The organism is Rhizobium sp. C104 (genome assembly GCF_022354505.1).
Lineage (GTDB): Bacteria > Pseudomonadota > Alphaproteobacteria > Rhizobiales > Rhizobiaceae > Rhizobium > Rhizobium redzepovicii.
Window position 1 is genome coordinate 245,832 of sequence record NZ_CP092352.1, and the last position, 18,946, is coordinate 264,777.

18 protein-coding genes and 1 pseudogene are annotated in these 18,946 nt (G+C 61.6%); 13 read left to right on the forward strand and 6 right to left on the reverse strand.

Going from position 1 to position 18,946, the window contains the following annotated elements:
• The first annotated feature begins 139 nt into the window (after positions 1-139).
• Positions 140-460, forward strand: coding sequence for a YkgJ family cysteine cluster protein (locus tag MF410_RS29235; protein ID WP_097628028.1), 321 nt, complete (start codon positions 140-142; stop codon positions 458-460).
• Positions 461-538: 78 nt separating this feature from the next.
• Here MF410_RS29235 and MF410_RS29240 read toward each other — a convergent pair whose 3' ends face one another.
• Entirely contained in the window at positions 539-1,108 is a 570-nt protein-coding gene (locus tag MF410_RS29240) for a nucleoside 2-deoxyribosyltransferase (protein ID WP_097628027.1), read from the reverse strand.
• A gap of 201 nt (positions 1,109-1,309) precedes the next feature.
• Between MF410_RS29240 and MF410_RS29245 the strand changes: the two genes are divergently transcribed.
• The 10 genes from MF410_RS29245 (at position 1,310) to MF410_RS29290 (ending at position 13,170) form a co-directional block, all read left to right on the forward strand.
• Entirely contained in the window at positions 1,310-1,552 is a 243-nt protein-coding gene (locus MF410_RS29245) for a DUF982 domain-containing protein (protein ID WP_097628139.1), read from the forward strand.
• Positions 1,553-1,755: 203 nt separating this feature from the next.
• Complete coding sequence (locus MF410_RS29250; protein ID WP_026230460.1) at positions 1,756-2,784, forward strand: substrate-binding domain-containing protein; 1,029 nt, start codon at positions 1,756-1,758, stop codon at positions 2,782-2,784.
• A gap of 69 nt (positions 2,785-2,853) precedes the next feature.
• Positions 2,854-4,392 (forward strand): sugar ABC transporter ATP-binding protein, encoded by a 1,539-nt coding sequence (locus MF410_RS29255; RefSeq protein ID WP_097628138.1) that lies wholly within the window; start codon positions 2,854-2,856, stop codon positions 4,390-4,392.
• Positions 4,393-4,420: 28 nt separating this feature from the next.
• On the forward strand, positions 4,421-5,413 hold the full coding sequence (locus MF410_RS29260; protein ID WP_018480686.1) for an ABC transporter permease: 993 nt from the start codon (positions 4,421-4,423) through the stop codon (positions 5,411-5,413).
• 1 nt (position 5,414) lies between these two features.
• Complete coding sequence (locus MF410_RS29265) at positions 5,415-6,419, forward strand: sugar-binding transcriptional regulator (protein ID WP_017991367.1); 1,005 nt, start codon at positions 5,415-5,417, stop codon at positions 6,417-6,419.
• Positions 6,416-7,411 (forward strand): aldo/keto reductase, encoded by a 996-nt coding sequence (locus tag MF410_RS29270; RefSeq protein WP_097628026.1) that lies wholly within the window; start codon positions 6,416-6,418, stop codon positions 7,409-7,411. Before MF410_RS29265 ends, MF410_RS29270 begins: the two co-directional genes overlap by 4 nt.
• A 12-nt stretch (positions 7,412-7,423) precedes the next feature.
• Positions 7,424-9,172, forward strand: coding sequence for a glycerol-3-phosphate dehydrogenase/oxidase (locus MF410_RS29275; protein ID WP_097628025.1), 1,749 nt, complete (start codon positions 7,424-7,426; stop codon positions 9,170-9,172).
• Positions 9,169-9,987 (forward strand): class I fructose-bisphosphate aldolase, encoded by an 819-nt coding sequence (locus MF410_RS29280; RefSeq protein WP_179867152.1) that lies wholly within the window; start codon positions 9,169-9,171, stop codon positions 9,985-9,987. The genes MF410_RS29275 and MF410_RS29280 overlap by 4 nt, the downstream gene beginning before the upstream one ends.
• A 31-nt stretch (positions 9,988-10,018) precedes the next feature.
• Complete coding sequence (locus tag MF410_RS29285) at positions 10,019-11,548, forward strand: FGGY-family carbohydrate kinase (RefSeq protein WP_239621000.1); 1,530 nt, start codon at positions 10,019-10,021, stop codon at positions 11,546-11,548.
• Positions 11,545-13,170 carry a GMC family oxidoreductase gene (locus tag MF410_RS29290; RefSeq protein ID WP_165503870.1) on the forward strand — a complete coding sequence of 542 codons (1,626 nt, stop codon included), beginning with the start codon at positions 11,545-11,547 and terminating at the stop codon, positions 13,168-13,170. Before MF410_RS29285 ends, MF410_RS29290 begins: the two co-directional genes overlap by 4 nt.
• A gap of 159 nt (positions 13,171-13,329) precedes the next feature.
• On the opposite strand, the gene MF410_RS29295 is transcribed toward MF410_RS29290, so the two are convergent.
• Positions 13,330-13,533, reverse strand: a complete 204-nt coding sequence (locus MF410_RS29295; RefSeq protein ID WP_003572688.1) for a cold-shock protein — start codon at positions 13,531-13,533, stop codon at positions 13,330-13,332.
• Between the two features lie 411 nt (positions 13,534-13,944).
• On the opposite strand from MF410_RS29295, the gene MF410_RS29300 reads away from it, so the two are divergent.
• On the forward strand, positions 13,945-15,057 hold the full coding sequence (locus MF410_RS29300) for a hypothetical protein (RefSeq protein ID WP_179867147.1): 1,113 nt from the start codon (positions 13,945-13,947) through the stop codon (positions 15,055-15,057).
• A gap of 60 nt (positions 15,058-15,117) precedes the next feature.
• On the opposite strand, the gene MF410_RS29305 is transcribed toward MF410_RS29300, so the two are convergent.
• Complete coding sequence (locus tag MF410_RS29305; RefSeq protein WP_275593047.1) at positions 15,118-15,327, reverse strand: AAA family ATPase; 210 nt, start codon at positions 15,325-15,327, stop codon at positions 15,118-15,120.
• A 214-nt stretch (positions 15,328-15,541) separates the two neighbouring features.
• Here MF410_RS29305 and MF410_RS29310 point away from each other — a divergent pair, with 214 nt between their 5' ends.
• Positions 15,542-16,384 carry an alpha/beta hydrolase gene (locus MF410_RS29310; RefSeq protein WP_097628021.1) on the forward strand — a complete coding sequence of 281 codons (843 nt, stop codon included), beginning with the start codon at positions 15,542-15,544 and terminating at the stop codon, positions 16,382-16,384.
• Positions 16,385-16,416: 32 nt separating this feature from the next.
• Here MF410_RS29310 and MF410_RS29315 read toward each other — a convergent pair.
• The 3 genes and pseudogenes from MF410_RS29315 to MF410_RS29325 form a co-directional block, all read right to left on the reverse strand.
• Positions 16,417-17,159: pseudogene (locus tag MF410_RS29315) on the reverse strand (ABC transporter ATP-binding protein).
• The gene (locus MF410_RS29320) at positions 17,156-18,013 is read right to left on the reverse strand and encodes an ABC transporter ATP-binding protein (protein WP_097628019.1); all 858 of its coding nucleotides are present in this window, start codon (positions 18,011-18,013) and stop codon (positions 17,156-17,158) included. The pseudogene MF410_RS29315 and the gene MF410_RS29320 overlap by 4 nt, the downstream one beginning before the upstream one ends.
• The gene (locus MF410_RS29325; protein WP_097628018.1) at positions 18,010-18,942 is read right to left on the reverse strand and encodes an ABC transporter permease; all 933 of its coding nucleotides are present in this window, start codon (positions 18,940-18,942) and stop codon (positions 18,010-18,012) included. The genes MF410_RS29320 and MF410_RS29325 overlap by 4 nt, the downstream gene beginning before the upstream one ends.
• Positions 18,943-18,946: the final 4 nt, after the last annotated feature.

Below are 18,946 nucleotides of genomic sequence, written 5' to 3' on the forward strand. Positions count from 1 at the left end.
AGGAATGCCTAAAAGTGCTGTCAATGGAGATTTGTCATAGCGAGGACACCGCAAAGGCCGCCTGAATCCGTTCCGCCTCAAGTCATCTTCCGTATTAAGCACTTTGCGTTGCCGGGAGGTGCCGTGGTAGGAGCTGGTTATGAACTCACTAAGCGATCTAGATTGCCAAACCTGCGGTGCGTGTTGCTCCTTTTCACCTGACTGGCCAAGATTTTCCACGGAAAGTGATGCTGCTCTCGATTTGCTGCCACCGCGCTTCGTCGCTGCAGATGAGACGGGAATGCGTTGTAACGGGTCGCGTTGCGCTGCATTGTCCGGTCGGGTCGGTGTTGAGACATCTTGCGTCGTCTACGATATTCGGCCTGTCGTTTGTCGCGAATGCGTTCCCGGAGATGCTGCTTGCCTGATGGCGCGTGACGCCTTCGGTTTAACGCTTCCCTCCGATATGTCAGCGCTTTAAGGGGAACTCAAATCCATAGCTCAGCGTGGAAGCCCAACGAACGGCGCATCTCGATCATCTAAACGCCTGGACAGTCCTTTATCGCAGCTTCTCGACTGCGATGGCGAGACAGGTCTTGAACGCGGTTAAATCCGTATAGAGCGCATCGCGAGCCGCGTCTCCGACGATGAGGACGCCGCCGCGCCGCTCGATCCCGGCGTGCAGCATGAGATTGTCGGCCAGGCCGAAATCCTCGACCGCGATCCCGTTCGGGTCTCGCAGCCGACCTTCACCATCATAGGCGACGGCGCCGCCATAAAGATCGCTCACCCGTCCGCTGTGATCGCGGGCCACATTCGTATAGGCGAAGACAGGCTTGCCGCTTGCGCACATAAAGCCGAGTTCGAAAGCCGTCCCGGTATCGGCGGCAATGCCGCGAAACGGTGTGAGATTGGCGATGATGGCATCGGCCTCCATCATCATCTTCTCATCCACTGCGTTTATCGCTGCCGCCCGCTCGCGCTTCGAGTTCGTTTGCGGGATTTCCAGATCACCAGGTGAGAGTGGGTGAAGTCCCGCCTCGCGGGCAAGCGCGGCCTTCCGGTCGAGCATTTCACGGGCGTTTGGAAGGAACACTTCAGGACCGGCGAGATAAATTTTTTTCGTCATAGATGAATTGCACCTTAAGGGGACGGGCTCGGAACACGTCCCTTGCTGTAGAGCGAATGAGGATCACAATCCAGTGGAGGAGAACCGCGCACGTGCAGCGCATAAGGATCTTTCGCCCGACCGTATGGGACCAAAGTCCCATGCTGGAACGAGCCCGCGCAGATGACGTTCAGCCATAGCCGAAGAGCTGAGGAGATGTCGATGCGCCGCGATTTTTGGGACCAGCCCGTTGAGGTCATCGTTGGGGATGGCGACCATCTTAAAAGTATCCGCAATAGCAGGGACGCGCTCGCATATCTGATGACCTGTTGGCCGCGTGAGAAAGCGGCATCCTTCGCCACCGCCAAGAAGATCTGCACGGACGCCGTCCACGGGCGAGCCGATGCAGCCGCGGCCGCATTGGCTTTCAAAGTAGCGGCCGAAGAAGCCGGCGTGCTCCGTTAGCCCACGCGTGCGGCAAACAACCGATCCAAAGACCTAGCGAGTGAAATATATTTCAGTGTGTGAATTATATTGACAGGCTGCTGTGTCTGGGATTACCTGCCCATACCGGATTTCGAGGAGGAACTCCGGTCTTCAATGGATCATCGGCAGCCGCTAAGGCGCCGCCGGATATTTGGGAGGGGCTTCGGCCTCGAGGAGGAAACTTGCGCAATTTTCTAAGCACGACCGCATTGGCGGTCCTTGCATCGACGCTTTTGGCCGGCGTGGCCAGCGCGGACACGGAAAATCCGTTCCGCTGCAAGCCGGGTGAAAAATACGTCATGAACGTCATGGTATCGGGCGTCGAATATTGGTTCCCGGTCTATGAAATGTTCAAGCAGGCCGGTCAGCAGCTCGGCTGCGAGACCGCCTATACCGGCACGCCGGAATATGACGTCAACAAGCAGATCGCCACTTTCGACCAGGCGCTGGCCCAGAACCCGGCCGGTATCCTCGTTCATCCGATGAACTCCGATCCGTTCATCGAGCCGATCAACCGGGCAATCGACCAGGGCACGGCGGTCGTGACCTTCGCAGCCGATGCACCGCTTTCCAAGCGCATCTCGTTCGTCACCTCGGACAATACCCGCGAAGGCACCTATGCGGCGGACGCGATTGCCGAAAAGATGGGTGGCAAGGGTGAATATGCCGTTCTCGAAAATCCGGGCCAGGACAACCACGACAAGCGTATCGCCGCCTTCATCGCCCGCATGGAGGAAAAATATCCTGACATGAAGCTCGTCGGCCGCGCTGCGTCCAACCAGGACCCGAACAAGGCCTATCAGGGCCTGATGAGCTTGGTGCAGGCCCATCCGAACATTGGGGCCGTCTTCATGCCGGAAGCGAATTCGGCCATCGGCGCTTCGCAGGCCAACAAGGAAAGCGGCGGCAAGATCCTCGTGATGTGCGCCGACGTCAATGCCAACATTCTCGATATGATCAAGGCAGGCGAAGTGTTCGGTTCGATCAATCCGAACCAGGGCATGCAGGGTTACATGGGCTTCATGCTTCTGTGGCTGGCCAAGCATCCGGAACTCATCGACCCGATGAACGACGCCAAGCGCGCCGGCTTCAACCCGATGAGCATTCCGTTCGTCGACAACGGCCTGTCGATCGTCACGGCTGATAATGCCGACGACTTCTACTGGGACAAGTATCTGAAGCGGCGGGGCACCAAAGGCATCGAGGAGTAAGCCTTTGTGCCGGCTGTCCGGAGGCAGGAAACTCCGGACAGCCACCGCGAGCGTGAGGAGGAGACGATGATGGCGTCGGTGCCGGTTCTGGAAATCCGCAATGTCAGCAAGCACTTCGGGGCGGTGAAGGCGTTGACGGATGTGAGCTTCAGCCTGGAGAAGGGCGAGGTTCATGCGCTTTGCGGCGAAAACGGCGCGGGCAAGTCGACGCTGATGAACATCATTGCCGGCGTGCAGCAGCCGACCGAAGGGGACGTTCTCGTCGATGGCGCGCCGGTAACGGTGACGTCGCCGGCCGTGGCGCAATCGCTCGGGCTTGGCCTCGTGCATCAGGAAATCGCGCTCTGCCCCGATGCGACGGTGGCCGAGAACATGTTCATGGCCGCGACCAACCGCCGCCGCTCCCCTTTCATGAATTATGGCCGGCTGGAGCGGGATGCGCAGGTCGTGATGAATCGTCTGGCGCCGATCGACGTGCGCCGCAAAGTCGGCGACCTGTCGATTTCCAGTCAGCAGCTTGTCGAGATCGCCAAGGCGCTGACGCTCGATTGCCGGGTGCTGATCTTCGACGAACCGACGGCTGCTTTGACGGAATCGGAGACGCAGGTCCTGTTCGGAATCATCCGCGACCTCAAGGCGCAGGGTATTTCGATCATCTATATCAGCCACCGCATGGCCGAAATCTTCAGCCTGTGCGACCGGGTCACCGTGTTTCGCGATGGCCGTTATGTCTCGACGGAGAAGGTGGCGGACTTGACGCCGGATGATGTGGTGCGCCGCATGGTCGGGCGCGAGATCACCCAGCTCTATCCGGAAAAGCAGGCGCTGGCGGAGCGGACCGATGAGATCATCTTGAGCGTCCGCGATCTCGGCGACGGCAGCCGCTTCACGGATGTGAGCTTCGACCTGCGCAAGGGTGAAATTCTCGGCGTCGGCGGGCTGATCGGCTCGGGGCGCACGGAGATAGCTGAAGGTATTTGCGGATTGCGGCCTGTAACCGGCGGCGAGGTGCAACTGCATGGACAGCGGCTGCGGGCGCGGTCCTATGCGCAGGCAGCGCAGGCGGGTGTCGTCTACCTGTCGGAAGACCGGAAAGGCTCCGGCATTTTCCTTGATCTTTCCATCGCCCAGAACATTGCCGTTCTCGATTTGAAATCGCTGACCGGACCGCTGGGACTGTTGGATTCCAAGGCCGAGGCGGATCGTGCCCACAACCTGGCCCGGCGGCTCGGCGTACGGATGGGTGGCATCGATATGCCGGTCTCGTCGCTGTCGGGCGGAAACCAGCAGAAGGTGGCGATTGCCAAGCAGTTGGCGGTCGATCCCAAGGTCATTCTGATGGATGAGCCGACCCGTGGCATCGATGTCGGCGCCAAATCGGAAATCCACCGGCTGCTGCGCGATCTCGCGCGCTCCGGCATCGGCATCGTCGTCATCTCGTCGGAACTGCCGGAGCTTCTCGGCCTGTGCGATCGGGTGCTGGTCATCCACGAGGGCACGGTCGCAGGCGAGGTCGAGGGCGAGGCGATGACGGAGGAAACGATCATGCGGCTCGCCTCCGGTATCGGCGGTCACAACAATTCAAAGGCATCAGAGCATGCCGCGTAGGGAAAAAGCAGGGGCAGGAGACAGGGTCATGGCGGACGCTACACTGGCAACGGCACATCAGGCACGCGCGCCCGGCTGGAAACGGCTGGGGACGATGCGCGAGGCGGGACTGATCGCGATCATCCTGGCGCTCTGCATCGTCATGAGTTTTGCCTCGCCGCATTTTCTGACGCTCGGCAACTTCCGGGCGATGCTGATGTCGTTCTCGGTGGAAGGGATCGTCGTTGTCGGCATGACCATTCTGTTGATTGTCGGCGGCATCGACCTGTCGGTCGGCTCGGTCGTCTGCTTCTCGATGGTGCTGTCGGGCTCGCTGTTCCTGATGGGGCTCGATCCATGGAGCGCATCCCTGATCGGGATCATCGCCAGCGGCCTGATCGGCTGTGTCATGGGCTTCTTCGTCACGGTCGTCGGGCTCAACCACTTCATCACCTCGCTTGCGGCCATGGTCATCGTGCGTGGTATCTGCCTGATCATCACCAAGGGCACGCCGCTGTCGCTGTTCACCTTGCCGCCCTCGTTCAAGGCGGTCGGGCAGGGCACATTCTATGGCGTCCCCTATGTGATCCTGATTTTTGTTGCGGTCGTCGTGCTGTTCGACTTCCTGCTGCGCCGGGCAACCGCCTTCCGCAAGGTGTTCTACACCGGCAGCAACGAGAAGGCGGCGCTCTATTCCGGCATCAAGACCAACCAGGTGAAGTTCTGGGTGACGGTGCTCTGCGCCACGCTGTCAGGCGTTGCCGGGGTGATCTACATGTCCCGCTTCGGTGCCGCGACCCCGACCTTTGGCGTCGGCATGGAGCTCAACATCATCGCCGCCGCGGTGATCGGCGGTGCGTCGCTGAATGGCGGTTCCGGCACGATCCTTGGGGCTATTCTCGGCATTGCCCTTCTGTCGGTCGTAACGAGCTCGTTGATCTTGCTTGACGTGTCCGTCTATTGGCAAGACATGATCAAAGGCTGCATTCTGCTTGCAGCCGTCTCGATCGACCATTTCCTGCACAAGCGGAAGGCTGCCTGATATGCCGATAGCCAAACTCAAACCCGCAAATGCGCCGCGCGAGGAAATCGTCATCGCCCGGCAGATGCACCAGGCCCTGGTCCTGCATTTCCTCGAGGGGCTGACACAGGCGCAGATTGCCGATCAGCTCGGCATCTCGCACGCCACCGTCAACCGCTTGATCAAGCGCGGCCGCCAGCTCGGCCTGGTCGAGATCAAGATCAAGTCGCCGGTCGAGCCGCTGGTCGATATGGAAGAACGGCTACGAGCGCTTGGCGGCATCGGCCGCGCCGTGGTGGTGCCGACCGTGTCGGACAATCCGCAGACGGCGCTCCAGGCCGTCGGCGAAGCGGCAGCGCGGTTGCTGCTGGAAGAGATCATCGACGGCGATACGATCTGCATCACCGGCGGCAAAGGGGTGAGCGCCGTCGTTGCCGGTCTGCAGCCGCCGCGTCGGTTCAATGTCGAGGTCATTCCAGCAACCGGCTGCGTGCAGGGTAAACACTATACCGACGTCAATCATGTCTCGACCTTGATGGCCGACCGGCTTGGGGGACGTTCCTACCAGATCCATGCGCCTCTCTTTGCCGATGATGCCGAGCAGCGGGCGATGCTGATCAACATGCGTTCCGTCGCAGACGTTTTCAAACGGGCCCGCGAGGCGAAGGTGGCGGTGGTCGGCATCGGCTCGATCCTGTCGGACGATTCGAGCTACTACGACCTGCATCCGTCCTCAAGCACCGACCGCGCCGCGATCGAGCGGTCCGGCGCCTCCTGCGAATTGCTGGCGCATCTGCTCGATGATCATGGCCAGGTCTGCGACTACAGCCTCAACCGTTCGCTGGTGTCGCTGACGCTGCCGGAATTCGCCTCGATCCCCACCAAGATCGGTGTGGCGAGCGGGCCGAACAAGGCGGGCCCGATCCTCAGCGTTCTCAGGGGCAATCATCTGGATACGCTGGTGACCGATGAGGCGACAGGTGCGCGGGTGCTGGCACTGGCGAATGGCGAAGGAAAATGGGCATGAGCGGACTGCAATTGACACGTGAGATCGGCAAATCCGGCGTTTCCGCCTCGGCGGTGGGACTGGGCACCTGGGCGATCGGCGGCTGGATGTGGGGCGGGACCGATGAGGCCGAATCCATCGCCGCAATCCAGGCATCGCTCGATGCCGGCGTCACCCTGATCGACACGGCGCCAGCCTATGGGCTTGGACGTTCCGAGGAGATCGTCGGCAAGGCACTGAACGGGCGCCGCGACAAGGCAGTCATCGCCACCAAATGCGGCCTCGTCTGGCATACGCAGAAGGGTCGTCATTTCTTCGTTCAAGACGGCAAGCCGGTGCACCGTTATCTCGGCCGCGACGCGATCCTGCATGAGGTCGAGGAAAGCCTGAGGCGGCTCGGAACCGACTATATCGATCTCTACATCACCCATTGGCAAGATCCGACGACTTCGGTCGAGGAAACGATGCGGGCGCTGGAAGACCTGCGCACATCGGGCAAGATCCGGGCGATCGGCGCAAGCAATGTCAGCCCCAACGACCTCAATGCCTATATTGCTGCTGGTGGTCTCGATGCGATCCAGGAGCGGTTCAGCATGATCGACCGGGAGATCGAGGCGGAGCTTCTGCCGCTGACCAAGGCCAACAGCATTGCGACGCTGAGCTACTCGTCGCTGGCGCTGGGGTTGCTGTCCGGCACCATCGGTCCGGACCGGGTGTTCTCAGGCGATGACCAGCGCAAGGACAATCCGCGCTTTTCAGTCGACAACCGCCAGAAGGCGACGGCGCTGGCCAACGCCATCCGGCCGGTCGCAGAAAAACACGGCGCGAGCATCGCCCAGATCGTGATTGCCTGGACGCTGGCGCAGCCGGGCATCACTTTTGCACTTTGCGGGGCGCGCAATCCGGCACAAGCGCTCGACAATGCGCGGGCCGGGACCATCCGGCTGGATGCGGCCGATCTTGCGGCCATCGATTCGGCCATAGCGGCGAAACTGACTGACATGGACAGGTAGCGGATCGCCATCATGAAACGGGAAGAGATATTGGACGGGCTCCGCCAGAGCCCGAAGGTGGACGTGTGCGTCATTGGCGGCGGCATCAACGGCATCAGTGTCTTTCGCGAGTTGTCGCTGCAGGGGCTGAACGTGCTGCTCGTCGAGAAACACGACTATTGCTCAGGGGCCAGTTCGGCGCTGTCGCGCATGGTCCATGGTGGGCTTCGCTATCTTGAAAATGGCGAATTCAAGCTGGTGCAGGAATCGCTGGTCGAGCGGGATCGGCTGCTGCGCAATGCGCCACACTACGTAGCGCCGCTGCCGACGACGGTGCCGGTGTTCGATATCTTTTCCGGCCTCGGCAATGGCATCGTCCGCTTCCTGGGCCTCAGCCGTCGCCCGAGCCGCCGTGGCGCCGTCGCCATCAAGGCGGGCCTGAGGATCTATGATTTCCTGACGCGCAAGCGGGCATTGATGCCGCGCCACCAGTTTCGCGGCCGGCGCACGACGCTTGCCAAATGGCCGGCGCTCAATCCCGACATCAAGAGTTCCGCCACCTATTTCGACGCCTGGGTCAGCCATCCGGAGCGGCTGGGTATCGAGCTTCTGCAGGATGGTCTTTCAGCAAAATACGGGGCGATGGCGCTGAATTACGCGGAACTGCATCGGACAGAGGATGGCCAATATCGTGTCGAAGACCAGATCGGCGGCGCGTCCGTTATCGTCGAGCCGACGCTGATCATCAACGCCACCGGCGGCTGGATCGACATCGCCAATCAGACCCTGTTTTCGCCGGAAGCGCGGCCGTCACCGCTGATGGGCGGCACCAAGGGCTCGCATCTCATCATCGACAATGCGGACCTGCGCGACGCGCTCGCGGATCACATGATCTACTACGAGAACGAGGACGGGCGGATCTGCATCCTGTTTCCTTATCTCGGCAAGGTTCTCGTCGGTTCCACCGATATCCGCGTCGATGATCCGGAAACGGTGCGCTGCGAGGCGGACGAGCGGGATTATATCCTGCAATCGCTTGCCTTCGTGCTGCCAGGCATTCCCATCCGGCCCGAACAAATCGTTTTCCAGTTTTCCGGCGTGCGGCCGCTGCCGGCCAGCACCGACAGTTTTACCGGCCGCATCCCGCGCGATCATTTCTGCACCGTGCTGGAGCCTTCCAAGGGTGGTCCGCCGGTATTCTGCATGATCGGCGGCAAGTGGACGACATTCCGGTCCTTCGGGGAACTGGCGGCCGACATGGCTTTGGCAAGGCTCGGCAGGCGCCGCCGCGTTGCGACAACCGATCGGCCGATCGGCGGCGGGCGGGCATTTCCCGCCAGCGCGGCCGCCTGGCTGACGCAGATGGCGGCCAGCAAGGGCCTTTCCGGCCGGCGCATGGCTGAGCTGTTTGCCCGATATGGCACGGATGCCGAGGCGGTTGGCGACTTCATCGCGGCCGGCCCCGATGCAGTGCTGCCGCACGCCGCCTACTCGATGCGCGAAGTGCAGTTCCTGATCCGCGAGGAAGCGGTGGAACATCTCGACGACCTGCTTTTGCGGCGCACGACGCTGGCCGTTTCAGGCGAGCTTACGCTCGACATGATGGATGCCGCACTCGACCTGTTGGCGCAGGAAAAGCGCTGGACGCTCGCGCATCGCGCCCGTGAGCGCGACCGTTTTCTCACCCTTCTCAACCAACGCCACGGCGTCGACGAAGACATGCTTTCCGCAAGGAACGAACCAAGGAGCACAGAATGCGACACAACAGCAAAGTCCGGATGAACCGGCTGTTCGGCGGCGGCCGCTGCCTCGATGTGGCGATCGATCACGGCGTCTGCAACGAACCATCCTTCCTCAACGGGCTGGAGGACATTCAGACCGTCGTCAAGGCGCTGGTTTCTGCAGGGCCGGACGCGATCCAGATGAATTACGGCCAGGCCGACCTGCTGCAGCATGTGCCCGGCAAGGACAAGCCGACGCTGGTCATGCGCATCGACATGGGCAATCCCTATAACCGGATCCGCCACCGCGACATGTGGGCGGTGCTGCAGAACGAGGCCGAACCATTGATCGGCGCGATCGAGATGGATGCAGCCTGCGTCGTCGTCAACCTGTTCATGCTGCCGGACGAGCCGGACCTTTTCCGCCAGTGCGTTGAGAATATTTCCCGCGTCCGGGCCGATTGCGACAAGTATGGCATGCCGCTGATGATCGAGCCGTTGGTGATGCAGCCGGTGACGGAAAAGGGCGGCTACATGGTCGACGGCGATGCCGACAAGATCGTGACGTTGACGCGGCTCGCCCGTGAGATGGGTGCGGATATCGTCAAAGCGGACCCAACCACCAATGCCGAGGATTTCCACAGAGTGGTGGAAGCAGCCCGTTGCCCGGTTCTGGTGCGCGGCGGCGGCAAGGAGGATCTTCGTGCCGTCTTCGACAAATCCGCGGCCTTGATGCGGCAGGGTGCAATGGGCATGGTCTATGGCCGCAACATCTATCAGCACGCCAATCCGAGTGCCGTGGTGCGCGGGCTGATGGCGATCGTGCACGAGGACGCGAGCGGCGACCAGGCCTTTGCGCTCTATCAGCAGGGCTGAGCAGCGATTTCGAATCTCGGGAGGGTTCTGCATGGGAGAGTATCTTTTGGGGCTCGACGCCGGAAACACCGTTATCAAGGCGGTGATTTTTGACCGCCACGGCAACGAGATCGCGGCTGCGTCCGAAGAAGGACACAGCCGCATGCCGAGCCCGGGGCATGTCGAGCGAGGGTTGGACGAACTCTGGACAAATGCACGGCAGGTCATCCGCGCCTGCATCGAAAAGGCAGAGATCCAGCCGGAGGAAATCGCCGCGATCGGTTGCGCCGGGCATGGCAACGGTCTTTATGCGCTTGATCGCGACGGCGCTCCGCTCATCGGCATCCAGTCGCTCGACACGCGGGCGGCCGGGTTGGTCGATGAATGGCGAGAAGCCGGTGTTGGTGACCGGACCTATCCGATTGCCCGCCAGCGTCCGTGGCCATCCCAGACGCCGACATTGCTTGCCTGGCTGAAGCGTCACCGGCCGGATCTGTTCAACCGCATCGGTACGGTGTTCTTCTCCAAGGATTTCGTCGTCAACCGCCTGACCGGCCAGCGTGTCAGCGAAGTGTCCGACATGTCGGGGGCCGGTCTGCTGGATCTTGCCGCGCGCCGCTACGACAAGGCGCTGATGGAGGCCTATGGACTGGACGATTGCATGGACCTCCTGCCGCCGCTCATCGAAAGCGCCGACATTGCCGGTACGGTAACGGAAGAGGTGGCGGGGCAAACCGGGCTCGCCGCTGGTACACCGGTGGCCGGCGGACTGTTCGACGTCGTCGCCTCGGCGCTCGGCTCGGGCGTTGCACGCACCGGCAGCGCCTCGATCATTGCCGGCACCTGGAGCATCAACCAAGTCATCATCGACAGCCCCGACCTCGGCGGGCCAGTCTTCATGTCCTCGACCTTCGATCGCAGCCGCTACATGGCGATGGAGAACAGCGCCACCTCGGCTGCCAATCTCGAATGGCTGGTGCGGGAGTTCTTCGAAGGCGAGCATGCTGAAGGCGTTTCGCCCTTTGATGCCTGCTGCGCGCTGGCCGGGGCGATCGAGCCCACGACAGACGATCCGATCTACCATCCATATCTCTATGGCGCCCAGCAGGACGGCCACGCGCGCGCCGGCTTCTACGGTCTTGCCGGTTGGCACACCAAGGGACATCTCGTTCGCGCGCTTCTCGAAGGTGTCGCCTTCGGTCATCGCCAGCACATCGAGACGATCCGAAAGGCGGGCGCGGTCTTCAACGAAGCCGTGCTGTCCGGCGGCGGCTCGCGCAGCCTGATCTGGCCGCGGATCTTCGCCGATGTGCTCGGCGTTCCGGTCAGCGTTGCCCGCTCGCGTGAAACCGGTGCGCTGGGAGCGGCGATTGCGGCCGGAACCGGCGTCGGTGTCTTCGCGGACTTCGGCGCTGGTGCTGCGGCCATGGTTCGGGCAGAGCGGAATTATCGTCCGGATGTCTCGCTCGAGGCGCACTATGCGCGGCGTTACGCTCTCTATCAGGATATCGCCGAAGCGATGGCACCGCTCTGGCGGCGTCTGACAGCGGTCCCGCCGGCGGCAGCGGGGGCGGCGGCATGAACATGCGTATGAATGATGCAGCCATTGATGCGGGAAGCTACGACTTCATCATCGTCGGCGCCGGATCGGCGGGATGCGTTCTGGCCAACCGGCTGTCGATCGATCCGAAAAACCGCGTCCTGCTGCTCGAAGCCGGCGGCAGCGACCGGTATCATTGGGTGCATGTGCCGATCGGCTATCTCTACTGCATGGGCAATCCACGCACCGATTGGATGATGAGGACGGCGGCGGAGGCAGGACTGAACGGCCGATCACTGCCTTATCCGCGAGGAAAAGTGCTGGGAGGCTGCTCGTCGATCAACGGCATGATCTACATGCGTGGCCAGGCGGCCGATTACGACGGCTGGCGGCAGGCGGGTAATTCCGGCTGGGGCTGGGACGACGTGCTGCCCTATTTCCTCAAATCCGAGGACAACTATCGTGGCCAGTCGCGGATGCACGGGGCAGGCGGCGAATGGCGGGTGGAAAAGCAGCGGCTTTCCTGGCCGATCCTCGATGCCTTTCGCGATGCAGCTGAAGAACTCGGTATCCCGAAGACCGACGATTTCAACGATGGCGACAATGAAGGCTCAGGCTATTTCGAGGTCAACCAGCGCGGGGGCCTGCGCTGGAACACGACGAAGGCCTTTCTGCGCCCGGCGATGAAGCGGCTCAATCTGCGTGTGCTGACCGGCGCCGAAACCGAGCGGCTGGAATTCGACGGCAGAATGGTGACCGGCGTGCGGTTCCGGCTAAACGGGCAGAATCATCTGGCTCGCGCCGGTCGCGAGGTCATCCTGTCTGCCGGTGCGATCAATTCGCCGAAAATCCTGGAGCTTTCCGGGGTCGGTCGCCCGGATGTGTTGTCCGCCGCCGGGCTTGATGTCACCCATGAACTTCCGGGTGTCGGCGAAAACCTGCAGGACCATCTGCAAATCCGTACGGTCTTCCGCATCGAGGGCGCAAAGACGCTGAACCAGCTCTATCACAACCTGTTGACCCGGGCGGGCATGGGGCTTGAATATATGCTGCGCCGCTCCGGGCCGCTGTCTATGGCGCCGAGCCAGCTTGGCATCTTTGCCAAGAGCGATCCGGCCGTTGCGACCGCCGACCTCGAATATCACGTGCAGCCCCTGAGCACCGACCGACTGGGCGAGCCGCTGCACAAATATCCCGCCGTCACCGTCTCCGTCTGCAATCTGCGGCCGGAAAGCCGAGGCACCGTGCATGTCGGCGGCCCGGATTTTACCGTGGCGCCGGACATCCGCCCGAATTATCTTTCGACCGTTGGCGACCGGATCGTGGCAACGAAATCGATTCGGCATGCGCGCCGGCTGATGGAGGCCGGCGCCATCGCTAGGTACCGGCCGCAGGAGATGCTGCCGGGCAGGCAATACCAGAGTGACGAGGATCTGATTCGCCGCGCCGGCGATATCGCCACAACGATCTTCCATCCGGTCGGCACCTGTAAAATGGGCAGCGACACGATGGCGGTGGTTGATTCGCAATTGCGGGTGCATGGGCTGGCGAAGCTGCGGGTCGTCGATGCCTCGATCATGCCGACCATCATCTCGGGCAACACCAATTCGCCGGTGATCATGATTGCTGAGAAGGCGGCCGAAAGCATTTTATCGGAGGCGTAGATAGCGCCTCGCGTCGGCCTGACGTGGATGCGTGAAGCATTCCTGCCGTCCCGGTACCCCAAAACGACACGCACAGACCTCGATTACCGTCGTCGCGGCCTATGGCGTTGCGACGAGCCCAACCCGCTCAACGCGGGTTGGGTAATCTTCGACTTTGAATCAGAGGGTTGAGACGTTCTCAGCCTTCGATTTTCCGGTCTTGCGATCCTGTCCGACGTCGAAGCTGACCTTGTCGCCTTCGCGTAGCGACCCGCCGCGCTGCAGAGCAGACACGTGCACGAACACGTCCTGTCCGCCATCCTCGGGGGTGATAAAGCCGAAGCCCTTGTCGTCATTGAAGAATTTAACCGTACCTGTCGGCATGAGATAACTATTCCTTGTGTCATTCGTCGATTTGCGAAAGCGAAACTATACCGCCGCCGCTCCTCTATCAACCTTCATACCGGTGACGCAACTTTAAAGGCGAAGAGGCAACAGTTTTGGCGAGGTCAATCCGGCTCTCGGCAAACCGATCGCCTGACGATCGCTCGGTTTTCATCGTCTCGATGCTGCGTCCGGAGGCATCAGTGAAATATGTATCTCGTGTCGCTCGCGTTATCGACAGGACCAACGCGGGATTGCGGCCTGCGCGTGTAGAAAAGCATTGCCGATCGCCCGCAACAGGTTGTAGATCGGTATCACACAATGGGATTGTGCAAGCCGGTCTGGATGACGCCAACTCCGCTCGTTGGTCATCGGCCGCTTTGAAGCTTTACCGGCGCGCTGCGCTGTCACATGAGGGGTCCGACGCCGTTGTCTTCGCTTGTTCTCCCCAGCCGCCCGCTCTCACTGGCGCGCAACGTCATCTCCACGCCGAACGCTTACTTCTGGTCAACGCCCATTATCCTGGCATTGGCCGTCTTTCTCTTCGTCTCGGAAGCACCCGGTGTGATCCGCGATTTCCAGATCAGCCAGAATCCCTTGGTGCTTGAGAACGGTGACGTGCAAAACGGGAAATGCACGACACGCAAGGCAGTCTTCACCGACTGCGAGGCACACCTTGTCTACAGCTACGGCGGACGAAACTACGACACCGAGGTCGAGGTCATGTTCGTCGATTTCCATACCGGCGATTATGAAACCGATCTTGTGATTTCCGTCGACCATCCGGAACTCGCGACAATGAGCCTGGGTCTGGACATGCTCTGGAACAGGATCATCACGCTCACGCTGTTCGTGGTCCTGCTTGGCGGCATGAGCCTGGGCATGATTTTTCTTGGTATCCGCATTTGGCGGGTCAAGGGTCAATTGCGCCGGCCTGCCAGGCTGATCCCCGTCCCCGTCGAGATCAGTGCATTTGACCGCAAGCGCGGGGTCCTTTCCATCACCTACAATGACAAGATCGCCGCTGACAAAACGGGACGATCGGCTTACACGCGGATGAAGAGCGGACAGGAGCCGCTGATCGTCGGTGAAGCCAATGGCAAGGCGATCGGAATGGCCGTCAGGCACGGCAATACGGCCCTGCCGGTGCTTCTGGACAATCGTCTGCAGCGGGTCGAGCTCACGGATGCCGAGCGCGCCGCGGCTCTCGCACCTCTGGGGCATCAGCAAGACGGCGATCAGGCTGCGCCGGTGTTGATCGAAGAACCCAAAAAGACGGTGTCGATCTTGAGGCGGCTGCAGCTTTTCTTCGGCACTTTGCTTCTGATCGTCGTCGGTGTGGTCGGCTTCTGGCTTTGGTACGTCACGAGCTCGCCGACGCAATTCCAATCGCCTGGCATGGACATCAACAACCTCATGCCGGCGCCGTTGAACGAGTGGGGATGCGAGCAGCTGAAGAAGCGGTTTGGCCAAGATCGTGCGCCGTTTGGTTGCACCGCCGCTGATTACACGAGCTGGAAATAGCCGCGCCCTATTGTTTGATCGGAACGCCTGGAGGCCGACCCGGCCTAAAATCATCCTGTTCTACATTAAGGACTTAGAGCATGATGTCGTCCGAAAACCGCTCACACTTTTCGGCATCATGCTTGACAGTCGGTCGACGACCTCCTCGACCAGCCGGCTCTTGCCGCCGCCTGCTTCCGCTCCGAGGAGAATGGAGCGTTGCCGACCGCCGGAGACGTCCCGGAACGCGGATTCCATCGCATCGAGTTCTGCTGCACGGCCTGAGAACAAGGACTTTTGAGGGATGTCGACACAAAGTCCTCCGATAGGTGAAGTTTAAGATTAGCAGAGATGGAGACGTAGTCATCCCATGTGTGTTTTGAACCCGCCCTAGGCAAAATGCCTGATGCGGCACACCTGCCTTAGCCCCATCATGGGTTATGGCTGCTGATATCAGGACCCAAGCCTTCGCCGCTTCACCCGATACACGTATAGGACGCTCCAAGTGACTGAACGCAATATCAAGTTTGATGACGTCGAGATCGCCACACAGGCCTTTGGCGACCCGGCGCATGAGCCGATCCTGTTGATTATGGGCGCGATGGCGTCGATGCTGTGGTGGCCGGACGGGTTCTGCCAGAAGCTCGCCGCTCTAAAATATTATGTCATTCGCTATGACAATCGAGACACTGGCCGTTCGGCGATCTACGAGCCGGGGGAACCGCCTTACACCATGGACGACATGGCTGCGGACGCCGTCAGGGTACTGGATGGCTACGGCATTGACCGCGTCAATCTGATCGGCATGTCACTGGGCGGCACGATTGCCCAGATCGCAGCGCTCTCCTATCCCGAACGCGTCAAGACGCTGACGCTGATGTCCACCACGCCAATAGGCATTGATACTAGCGGGCTGCCGCATACCACTGACGCCTACATGGCGCACGCCGCGACGGGTGACGCCATCGACTGGACAGACAATGCCCAGGTGATCGAATTTCTTGTCAGAGACACCCGGATGATCGCCGGGGTGGCGCACACCTATGACGAAGGGCGGGCGCGCGCCTTTGTCGAACGGGATGTCAGGCGGGCGAAGAACTTCGTCAGTGCCACAAATCATTTCATGTTGAGGGGCGGGCAGGCCTTGAAAGGAAAATTGGCGGAACTGGCCGCGTCCCTCCTCGTCATACACGGAACGGCCGACCCGATTTATCTGGTTGAGCACGGCGAACTGCTGGCAAGAACCGTCCGGGGCGCGAAGCTTGTCCGCCTCGAAGGTGGCGGCCACGAAATTCATCCCAACGATTGGGAAGAGATCATTTTCGCCATCGACGCCCACTTGCGGTGACCCGCGAAGCGGCAGGGCGTACCGATCGACGGCTACACCCTCCCGTACATCCGGCTCGCCCGCAGCAAGCGTTGCGAATAGGGATGTTCGACGGCGCCTCGGCGCAGGGCCTCGATATCGACCTGTTCGACGATCTCGCCGGCTTCCATGATGGCGACGCGGCTGCACATATGGGAGACGACGGCGAGATCGTGGCTGACAAGGAGGTAGGTGAGGCCGCGCTCGGCGCGCAGATCCTGCAGCAGATTGAGGATCTCGGCCTGGACAGAGACATCGAGCGCCGATGTCGGTTCGTCGAGAAGCAGGACGTCAGGGTTCAGCATCAGGGCGCGGGCGATCGCCACACGCTGGCGCTGCCCGCCGGAAAGCTGATGCGGAAATCGGTAGCTCAGCGCCGGATCGAGGCCGACCGATCTGAGTACCGCGTTGACGTCGACGGAATTCGTCTCCAGCCCCTGGTTGCGCAGCGGTTCTTTCAGTTGCGAGCGGATGGTCTTGCGGGGATGGAGCGATCCGTAGGGGTCCTGAAACACCATCTGCACCCGGCGATAGAACGGCCGGCTGCGCTGCCGGTCCAGCGTCTCGCCCTGGAGTTCGATGTTGCCATCATAATTGGCGTTGAGGCCGGAGAGGGCCCGGAGAACTGTGGACTTGCCGCAGCCGGACTCGCCGACCAGGCCGAACGCCGTCCCCTCTCGACCGTGAGGTTCACATCTCTGACAACGGGCCGCTGGCCGTGTCCGAAACGGATAGTAAGGTTGTCGATCCGGATCATGGCCGCACCTCCATTGCGAGGTCGTCAAGCCAGGTCGGGTCGCGTTTCAGGATGGGCAGCCGGGCAGGAGGATTCTCGATCGTCGGCAAAGATGCCAGCAGCCCCTGCGTATAAGGGTGTTTCGCCTTGTCGAGATCGCGCGCCTCCAGCACCTCCACGACACGGCCGGCATACATGATGAGGACGCGGTCGCAGAAATTGCGGATCAGATTGAGGTCGTGGCTGATGAAGATCAGGCCGAGATTGCGGCGTGAGACGAGTTCGTCGAGCAGCGCCAGGATTTCGAGCCTGACCGTGACGTCGAGCGCCGAGGTCGGCTCGTCGGCGATCAGCACTTCGGGTTCGGCGATCAGCATCATGGCGATCATCACGCGCTGGCCCATCCCGCCCGATATTTCGTGCGGATAAAGACGGGCGACGCGCTCGGGATCGCGGATTTGGACGGCTTCGAGCATGTCGAGCGCCTGTTGATAGGTCTGCTTCGCGCCCGCCTTCGGATGATGGAAACGGTAGGTCTCGGCGATCTGTTCGCCGATGCGCATGACCGGATTGAGCGAATATTTCGGGTCCTGCAGGATCAGCCCGATCCGCCGCCCCCGGATCGTCATCATCTTTCGTTCGTCGGCCTTGAGGAGGTCGACGTCGCGAAAGGCCATCCGCTCGGCGCGGACGATCGCGGTCGGCGGCAGCAGCTTCATGATCGCCCGGCCGACGGTGGATTTGCCCGATCCGGATTCGCCGACGATGCCGAGTTTTTCCTGCCCGAGCGCAAAGCTCACGCCGCGCACCGCGCGCATGTGGCCGCCGCCATAGGCGATTTCGAGGTTTTGAATGTCGATGAGCGGCTCTGTCATTCCGAACCTCTCGGGTCGAGCACGTCGCGCAGCGCATCGCCGACGAGATTGAAGGCGAGGCTGACGAGTGCGATGGCGATGCCGGGCGCGGCGATCACCCAAGGGCTATCGAGCATGAACTCACGACCGCTGGCGGCCATCGAGCCCCATTCCGGCCAGGGCGGTTGCGCGCCGAGGCCGAGGAAGCCAAGACCGGCGGCAGTGATGATGATGCCGGCCATATTGAGGGTGACGCGGACGATCACCGAGGGAATGCACATCGGCAGGATGTGGCGGGTGATGATCGCAAGCGATGTCGCGCCCTGCAGGCGCACGGCGGCGATATAATCCGCTTTGCGCAGGCTGAGCGTTTCGGCGCGCGCCAGCCGCGCGATCGGCGGCCAGGCCGTCAGCGAAATGGCGATGATCGCATTGGTGATCCCGGGGCCGAGGGCGGCGGCAAAACCGAGCGCCAGCACCAGTCCGGGGAAGGAGAGGAAGATATCGGTGATGCGCATCAGGATCTCATCGACAATGCCGCCGAAATAGCCGGAGACCGTGCCGATCAGCAGGCCGAGCGGTGCGACGATGATCGTCACCAGCATGATGATGTAAAGCGTGGTGCGGGCGCCGTAGATCACCCGCGCAAAGACGTCGCGGCCGAAATTGTCGGTGCCGAGAAGATGGGCGGCCGAGGGCGGCGCGAGTCGCCCGGCCATATCCTGCACGATCGGATCGTAGCTGGTGAGCAAGGGGGCGGCCGTCGCCACGACGATCAGCAGCACGATGATGAAGAGGCCGGCCAGCCCAAGCGGGTGCAGGCTGAATTTCAGCCAGCCCTGATGGATTTGCTGCGCCGACGACTGGAACCAGCCCTGAGGCTCATCTGCCCGCAACCAACTGCGAAAGCCGAGGGTGTGGGCGTCTGCGTCTTCTGAGGAGATCGTCATGGCG